Here is a 7,915-nt window from a genome sequence, read left to right as displayed (position 1 = left end):
CAAAAAAGGTCTATTTCACAGTTGAACAGATTATCCCATCCGGCCCAACGAGCCGCAAGATCGAAACCTCCTATGCCTGAAAACAAAGATCCGTGCGTCATGTTCTAACTTTTGGATGCTTTCACTAAAACTTTGTCGATCTCCATCGCCACCTTCCGGAGCGTAGAGGCGTTGGAATTGGTTTCTTCGGCCAAACGGATCGCGGCGGTTTGGATCAATTCGGCTTCCGCCGGAGCCATGTCGTGAAGGCTGACCTTTCCGTCTTTGTCAATATCGGCGTACATAATCGCATTTCGTTTATTTGCTCCCGGAGACGAAGTCGAACCGCCTCGCGTAGCCACCCAGTCGGGATTATTTTTCGTTGTACTTCTTGCCACAAAAAGGGCAATACCTGTAATGTATATTAGCTTCGAATTTTCTCACACGCTTCCCTTGCATATATCTTCCCTGTGCGGGAGAAAAAAGATGATAGTCGCTGGAATCAAGCATAAATGCACGATTCTCCATTCGAACTTTGTCAATTATTTTACATCCGGGATTTTGTTCGCTCATTTTATCATTGAGCCGTTGTTCTATTTTTTTTAATACAGTCGCACATAGTTTTAAGAATTAGATGATAACATGCGATTGAATGACGGCTCCAATTTCCGCCAGACGCCGAGCTCAGTCTTCTCGTAGAAATAGAAGTTAGTAGCGGTTCCCTCGACAATATTACTTTCCTTGAACAACTGCATAATAGATGAGTATTCCGGACTGTTGAATTTGATTTCCAAATCATACAATTTACTGATTGACTTATAATCCAGATCACCATTCCTATTGCGCTCGATCAACATCATCGCAAGTTGATACATCGGATCGTCCGCTCCACGTTCGCGCCCTTCGATCCATTCTTTCAAAAAATCGATCAGACGTGATGCTGCAATGTCAGCACGTTCGTCGAAACATTTTACTTTGCAACTTTTTACTTCGATACGAAATGTTTCGGACTGTACCGTATAACTGCGCTGTCCTTCGCTACGGAGCTCCCCGTATTCCTTCATTAACTCATAGAACGCTCTGGTCTCCTTGACTACCTGCTCGTGAAACGCCTTAACCCGGTCAACGACATTACGCGCACGGCTTTCCATATCGTTAATAAAACCGCTTTTAATAGACTCGTAGGCTTTGCGGCGCTCCTGTATTTCCGCCTGTTCTTTGGCTTTGCGTTCGGCCAACAACTGTTCCAGTTGTTTGGTCGTCAAATTGGCAATTTCTTGCATAATCATTCGTTTTAAATGCGTTTGAATGTATTTTTAATCTCTAAATATCAGTAATTGCCGAGGGGGGATTGCAGGGCAATCAGGTCGCGGCGCATGTCGATAATGGATTCGATCGTGCGGTATAAATGAAGTTTCAGCAGTCGTAGCCGATCCTCGCACAGCTGGGAGCCGAAAATTCGCAGATATCGCTCCGTAGACTGCGCTCGTTCGCTTCTCATCACGATCATTCTTTCAAGTTGCTCGATCTGTTTTTGACGCCGTACCTCCTCAGGGAGCGTCCGGGCGTCGACAATTTTGATTTGTTCCATTATTCTCCAGTTTTAGCAATACAATACATAGTTCTGAAATATTCTTCGGTAAGAGGCTTCCCGTCTTTTTTTGCAGAAAGTATGGCCGGTTCGAGGAAATCATGCAATTCGCCGTAATTGTCACATAGCCCGACCAGGAGCTTGCGCAACCGGATATCCTCCACCAAATCCATAAAAGGCGTGTATTTACGATCCATAGGGGGAAGGTTCACAATCCCTGCTTTAAATCTCCGCACGACCTGTTTGATACCCGGAGTCCCTTTCCCCAGAAGTAAATTCATCATTTTGGGCAGTTCCGGAGTACCGGCAATAACGAAAGCGGCATAACCCTGCACAAGATCATATATAGCTTTGTACATTTTCAATCCGGGAATCTTTGTGTTCTCCCCTTCGTCGAGGATGAGGATCATTTTCACACCTCTGAGCGCCCTGCTTCTGAATTCGCGCGCGATTGCGCGCAGTCTATTGCCCGCCCCTAAAGGAAGTTCGATGCTTAATTGTCGTCCAATCTCTTCGATGATATCTTTGATCTTATCCATGTCGTTGATCGTTATTTTGATCGAGTCGGTCGGATGCGCTTTGCAGTATTGGTTGATCGCAAAAGTTTTTCCGCAGCCGGATTCCCCGATAATCATCTTGAAGGCCCCGCGACCATTTTCCGACATAGCGTTTTCGTGGGCGTTTTCAAGGGTGGATATCATCATCGTGAATTGCGATGTTGCTCGGATGTCCCAAACGGACTCTTGCAGGTTCATCCCGATACAATCGGCGATGATATGGAAATATTTGTCAGATATGGGGACTATCTTTCCTTCGGCGGCTTTGTATTCAAAAATCCCGTTCAGAATGTTACTCAGATACGACGGATTTATTCCACAATGTTTTGCAAACATCGTCTGCGACATCGCATTCTGCTGAATATATTCGAGCGTTCTGCCCGAGATCAACTTTTTTACGCTTTCATCCATGATTTTTAACGTTTTATGTATTTGGATAAGTCTGATATTCTGTTTTTGTGGAAAGCTATCGACGCAGACATAATTTCCTTTTCCGCACGCGCCTGTTCTTTGTCTTTTTTCCGTGTCTCTTTCTTCTGTGCCTTTGCCAATTCTTTGTTGAACTCGGCTTCGGTGACTCCTTCCATCATGCCGTTGTATGTCTCTTTCGTCCCGATCCCCTGGATGTTGAAGTCGTAATTGCGGCACATCACGTCCTTCGCATACTTCACATCGGAAACGAAATCGTCCGCCATCGCTTCGACCTGTTCGCCTTTATCACTGTGATGACGCAGTGCGGAAAGCGTTTTTCCGTCGGCTTCCGACATGGATTTGGAGGCCAGTGATGCCGCCGGACAGCTAAGTATATATTTCCCGTCCATAGTGTACAGATCGGCCCCTTCTTCGTTCCAGTATGCCGTCACCGGCACATCCGGATTATATCCCATGTGTTTTGCGATTAATGCTATCGAATCCGTGTCCGTCGGAACGTCGAAACGATATTTTTCCCCGTTTTTTTCAATGGTCATAATCGATCGCTGGTAGCTCAGATCTTGCCGGCTTACATTGCCGGTTATCAACCGCCAGTGACGGTCGTCGTATGATTCAGCCTGCGGGTTTTTCCACTGTGCGAACCATTCGACGGGAGTCAGTCCGTTGCTCATTCGGGTATTGTTCCAGTCGGATACAGCCGTGTTTAGCTTCGTAATGGATTCCGAGTAGGTCGGAAGCGTCATTACGTCGTAATAATCCGGATTCGCAACGCTTTCGAGGCTGTGTGCATTCCATGAGGTTTCCGGGAGATTGAAATAGGTTTTAAACCGTCTTTTAAACAGTTTAAACGTTAATTCGGCAGGGTTCGCCTGGGAATTTCCCGGCTTGATCGTGCGGAAATTTCGGCAAACGAGCTGAAGATATTCCTTTGATTCGTCGCTTGTATATGCGCCGTGATTGTCCGAAATAAAGTCCATCACTTCAGTCCTGCCGTTGTTGCGTAAAGCCATTGTCATGGCGCTACGCAGCATCCGGACATCTTCGATATGTTGACTCTTCCAACTCACCGCATATCCGATAATACACCGGCTTGCAACGTCTGAAATCAACATCACGTATAACTTCATCATTCGCCACCTTCCGTACTGATCCTGATACCGATATGGAACCACGCCGGAACCGTCCGACGCCCATAATGAATTCGCAAACTCCAATGGGCGGGCCGGAACGTAGGGGCGGTATGTATTTCTGAAATGCTTTTTACCGTGACGTTCTTTCGCTGTCAGCATTTTATTCGTCCAAATGTTCGTATAATGGTTGAATGTGGACGGTTTTATCGGGATTCTGCCGACCGCTTCCATGTCTGCGGCGTAGGATTCCCATAGTTCGCGCTTGGTTCCTTTGGCCGCACCGCCCGGATTCAGCCAGTAGGTCATCATAATGGCCTGGTGCTCGTCGATGGGTAGCAGTTCACCGGTCGAATAGTCTATCAATTTGTATTTGCCGATGATCCGGCGATTGTCGTTGCAGTATTTCCCCGATACCAGGTAACGGCGCAGCAGTTCCGGATCGTCCGGCGACAGGCTGATTTTTTTACGGAGAGAATCAGCCGTTTTGACTTTCAATCCTTCGAGATCTGCGCGACGGATCAGTTCGACACAGGCGGAAAGAAAATCAGTCCGGGATGTGAATCCTATCTCCCGGTAACGATTCCCGGACTCTTTGATATACCGACACCAGGCCATTGATTCGGCGAGTTGTCGGGACTTGTCGATATTAAAAATAGTTTTATCTCCGACTTGGTAATGCAGGAAATATTGAATATCCGAGTTGTCGATCAGTGTTTTGATCTGTTTTGAAATCGTTTTGTATTGCGCCGCTTGTCGCTCACGGCTGCCGCGCAGGTTCGCATTCTCGACAGCGGCGATCAATTCGTCTTTGCCGGGCAGCATATCCCGGTAACAACGAGGTTTGCGATTCGGAATCCGGTCTATGTCGTAGTAATATTGCCCGTTCCTCCGTCCCCATCGCCATGACTTTTTGTTGTCGCCCAGGAAAAAATCGGACTGGGCGACAACCTTTTGCCAGGAGGCGGGAAGGGACTGCTTGTAACGGTCACGACAAGCAACTCTTAAATAATATTCACCTACTCCACATCCTTCGACCACCATACGCTGAGACACCCAGACGGTTTGCCCGTCGGAGGTCTCGCGTATTAGTATGTCGTTCGGCTGGATCATTTAAATGTCGGTTAAATGTGTTTTAAATCTGTTTTTGCTCCCGCGCCGGTATCGCTCCGGATAATGCCCTTGCATTCACGGGATAAATCGCTATATTTATGACTGTCAAACCTTAAAACATTTAGCGATTATGGATTTTAAAAAACTTATTTACGGAGGCGCTTACTACCGATGTAAAATGTATGATATTGCGCTTGAGTGTTTTAAGAATTCCGATCATATATCTTATGACAGGTTGTGTAAAAACGCACCCGACAACGTGATATCCGTTTATGAGTTTTTGCAATCCGAAGGAATGTGTCGCCTCGACAGGTACGGCGTCAGCATTACCGAACGAGGTAAAACCAGATTGCTCAAGGGTGGATATGTTCGCATGTTGCTCTTTGAACGGTTGACTCGACTCTCCGTGATTATCGCTATCATCAGCAGTTTTGGAGGAATCCTGACGTATCTGTTCTGCAAACTCCATCCATTCACGTAGGTATTCTTTATCATGTTTCATTGGTCGCTTTCGTTGGTTTTTGCTCCCGTGCCAGTATCGCTCCGGATAACGTCTTCGCGTTCATGGGATCTTCGTTAGTGGCAGGAGGTCCTATTACCTCCTGCCGCCTCTGTTTTTTATGGCTATTCACCGTTTATGGAGTCCTCCTTATCGAGTTGCACATCGCTGTTCATATCGTCCTCGATTTCTTTTAGTGCGATCCGCGTCTCTTGAGACTTACGAATATTCTCCTTGCATTTGAGCATTTCGTTAAAAGTGCTCTTGTAGTCGACCTCTTTATCGCCTAATTTTTTGCAGAGTTCCTCATACTTGATCGTCGCCTCCGCCTCCTGCTCTTCGATGTCGTTTTTTGCCACAGTAAGGGCGGTCTTAACCTGCTTTTCGCGCAACTCGAACATCATGTCGGCGAAGATGCGACCTTTCAAAATTGCTTGTAGCTTTTTCATACGTTTAATTTTTTAATGGTTAACAATTCACGACCGATAAGGTCTATTTTGGTAGTCTTTATTTGTAATGGTTGCGTCACCGGCCAACTCCATTTGAGCACATGCTCACATAATTCTTTATGAGCTTTTTCGCGAAGCATTTTATCATAATCCGGCAATACAATTCGTCCCCCGATGACACAAAAGGGATTTTCATCTTCGAACATGCCTTCAGACCAGTTATGATATTGACCGTCAATATCTATTTTGTATGACGTTTTATTTACTCTTGTTATAATAGCTTCTTTGCCGCAATATTCTACCATACTGGAGACGAATGCTTCACTACCTACTCCTACACAACCATGACAATCGTGGTGCTTCTCGTACCATTCCAGAGATTTGATTCTAACCTTGTCTCCTACTTTGTATTTCATATCTTTAGGTTTTAATTGGTTTGTTTTCGTTCGGCGATCAGTTGCTCGGCAGCCCGAAGGACGCGCGCACTTTTACCACGCCCCACCAACACCATATAAACCCACTCGCGGCGTACATTGATCCGACGCGATATCTCGTTTATTCCGCCTTTGATGGCGCGAACCTTTTTATATAAGGTCTGATCGAATTGCGTATGCTGTTGCATATCTTAAAATTTTAATACCTTTGTGTTAACTTCACGAAGCAAATATAATAGGAATATCTCAGCTATGCAAGAAAAAACGAGAGATTTTTCACTTATCAAAAGTAGGATTTTGCAATACCTTCAACTAAAAGGTATTACAAAATACTCGTTTTATAAAAACACAGGGGTGACTAATGGGGTTTTAAGTCAGACTAATGGAATATCTGAAGATAATTTAATGAAATTTCTCTCGTATTATGACGATGTTAATTTAGATTGGCTCTTTACCGGCGAAGGAGAAATTTTCAAAACGAAAACTCCGGAAAACGTCATCAAACAAAATGATGACATTTTTGATGACGTTTTTGATGACAAACGAAAACTCCGAAAAACGTCATCAAACAAACAATACAAAATCACAGGCAACACTCCCTCCATCGCTGCCGAAAACCAAGCCCCTTATCAGTCTTCCCAATCGCAGCGGGGTAAAGGCCGCATAATCGACAGCAGCTATCTTGAAATCGAGATTCCGCCTGAACGCCGGGGCATCCGAAATATGTTTTCCGGATTCACTGACGAAGAGATCGAGAAGGCGATGTCGGAAGAGTTCGTGAATAACGTCCTTGAAATGTTCAAAACAGGGGAGGCTGTCTCTCCCAGTACGATGAAAGACACCATAAACGAGATTGTAAAACAGAAAGATGCGGAGATAAACGAACTTAGGGCGAAGCTGTGGCAATACGAAAGTACATTAGGGTCGATATCACCTGGTGACAATAAACCGCCCGCCCTGCACGTTGATAACAATGACAAACGAAACCCCGACAAGTGAATGCCGGGGTTTTATTTTGAATGGAAGGGTTTAATTGATGCGTAATGGAGTCGTGGGTAAAGTATTACAAATTTTTATATACTCACGGTTTGTTTTGAATACTTTGTATATGTTCTCATGTAGTTTAGTTTTTAGTTTAGGTAGTTCGCTATTGTTCAATTTAATACTGTTCTGACGGACATAGTCGGTCATAGGGGCCTCGTCTTCCATAATTTCATAGTCGGGAATTTTAGAGTAAAAGGCCATCGTCTCCGGTTCTTGGTAGGAGTAATTGCAGGTTGGATCGTGCAATTCACGGAGCGATGGCCTCTTTTACGAGATATGAAATGCCTGTATAGCATACAAATATACTATACCAATCCAACAAGTAAAAACTCCTACCAAGAGTTGGAACTAAAGTAACTATTTTTTTGATGTTTCAAACTATTTTCATGTTCCTTTTTTGTACCAAATAATAACGTCGGTTCTCGTTCTGCGTGTTCTTGAGAGGGTTTAACCGGCATTTAATGACCGGTTAAATTTCGTTGAAACAACTGTTACGGGGGCCATTTATTAAATGGGTATCGTCTTTAATTATACTTTTCTGTGGGAATTATGTGCATTTGTCTTGAATTTCTTACACTGAAATTAAACCGAATTACAGTTGGGCTTCGGGGGTGTATGTGCGTCAATGAATTGTAACTCATATTGTTGTGTATTTAACTGTTATTGATACTATTGGAAATGCCCCTTATA

10 protein-coding genes and 1 pseudogene are annotated in these 7,915 nt (G+C 44.6%); 2 read left to right on the top strand and 9 right to left on the bottom strand.

The window, feature by feature from the left end:
• The 6 genes and pseudogenes from PGR91_RS13425 to PGR91_RS13400 form a co-directional block, all read right to left on the bottom strand.
• Nucleotides 1–101: pseudogene (locus PGR91_RS13425) on the bottom strand (DNA cytosine methyltransferase); the annotation flags it as partial.
• A gap of 3 nt (nt 102–104) precedes the next feature.
• On the bottom strand, nt 105–284 hold the full coding sequence (locus tag PGR91_RS13420) for a hypothetical protein (protein WP_118657277.1): 180 nt from the start codon (nt 282–284) through the stop codon (nt 105–107).
• Between the two features lie 318 nt (nt 285–602).
• A complete protein-coding gene (locus PGR91_RS13415) occupies nt 603–1,262 on the bottom strand; it encodes a DUF3164 family protein (protein ID WP_118657276.1) in 660 nt (219 codons plus the stop codon).
• 47 nt (nt 1,263–1,309) lie between these two features.
• Nucleotides 1,310–1,570: a hypothetical protein gene (locus PGR91_RS13410; RefSeq protein WP_118657275.1), complete on the bottom strand. Its 261-nt coding sequence runs from the start codon at nt 1,568–1,570 to the stop codon at nt 1,310–1,312.
• On the bottom strand, nt 1,570–2,538 hold the full coding sequence (locus PGR91_RS13405) for an AAA family ATPase (RefSeq protein ID WP_055206023.1): 969 nt from the start codon (nt 2,536–2,538) through the stop codon (nt 1,570–1,572). Before PGR91_RS13405 ends, PGR91_RS13410 begins: the two co-directional genes overlap by 1 nt.
• A gap of 5 nt (nt 2,539–2,543) precedes the next feature.
• On the bottom strand, nt 2,544–4,799 hold the full coding sequence (locus PGR91_RS13400; protein ID WP_118657274.1) for a DDE-type integrase/transposase/recombinase: 2,256 nt from the start codon (nt 4,797–4,799) through the stop codon (nt 2,544–2,546).
• Between the two features lie 130 nt (nt 4,800–4,929).
• Here PGR91_RS13400 and PGR91_RS13395 point away from each other — a divergent pair, with 130 nt between their 5' ends.
• Nucleotides 4,930–5,280 carry a hypothetical protein gene (locus PGR91_RS13395; RefSeq protein WP_147387427.1) on the top strand — a complete coding sequence of 117 codons (351 nt, stop codon included), beginning with the start codon at nt 4,930–4,932 and terminating at the stop codon, nt 5,278–5,280.
• A 143-nt stretch (nt 5,281–5,423) separates the two neighbouring features.
• Here PGR91_RS13395 and PGR91_RS13390 read toward each other — a convergent pair whose 3' ends face one another.
• From PGR91_RS13390 to PGR91_RS13380, 3 genes are read right to left on the bottom strand one after another with little or no spacing between them, the layout of a single operon-like run.
• Nucleotides 5,424–5,747, bottom strand: coding sequence for a hypothetical protein (locus PGR91_RS13390; protein ID WP_118657272.1), 324 nt, complete (start codon nt 5,745–5,747; stop codon nt 5,424–5,426).
• Nucleotides 5,744–6,163 (bottom strand): hypothetical protein, encoded by a 420-nt coding sequence (locus PGR91_RS13385; protein WP_118657271.1) that lies wholly within the window; start codon nt 6,161–6,163, stop codon nt 5,744–5,746. The genes PGR91_RS13390 and PGR91_RS13385 overlap by 4 nt, the downstream gene beginning before the upstream one ends.
• An 11-nt stretch (nt 6,164–6,174) precedes the next feature.
• The gene (locus PGR91_RS13380; protein ID WP_118657270.1) at nt 6,175–6,369 is read right to left on the bottom strand and encodes a hypothetical protein; all 195 of its coding nucleotides are present in this window, start codon (nt 6,367–6,369) and stop codon (nt 6,175–6,177) included.
• 64 nt (nt 6,370–6,433) lie between these two features.
• Here PGR91_RS13380 and PGR91_RS13375 point away from each other — a divergent pair, with 64 nt between their 5' ends.
• Nucleotides 6,434–7,180, top strand: a complete 747-nt coding sequence (locus PGR91_RS13375) for a hypothetical protein (RefSeq protein WP_259336749.1) — start codon at nt 6,434–6,436, stop codon at nt 7,178–7,180.
• Nucleotides 7,181–7,915 lie beyond the last annotated feature (735 nt).

It is taken from the genome of Candidatus Alistipes pullistercoris (genome assembly GCF_027665465.1).
GTDB lineage: Bacteria > Bacteroidota > Bacteroidia > Bacteroidales > Rikenellaceae > Alistipes_A > Alistipes_A hominis.
The sequence above is the reverse complement of the archived record's forward strand: the minus strand, read 5'-3'. Positions and strand labels throughout refer to the sequence as shown.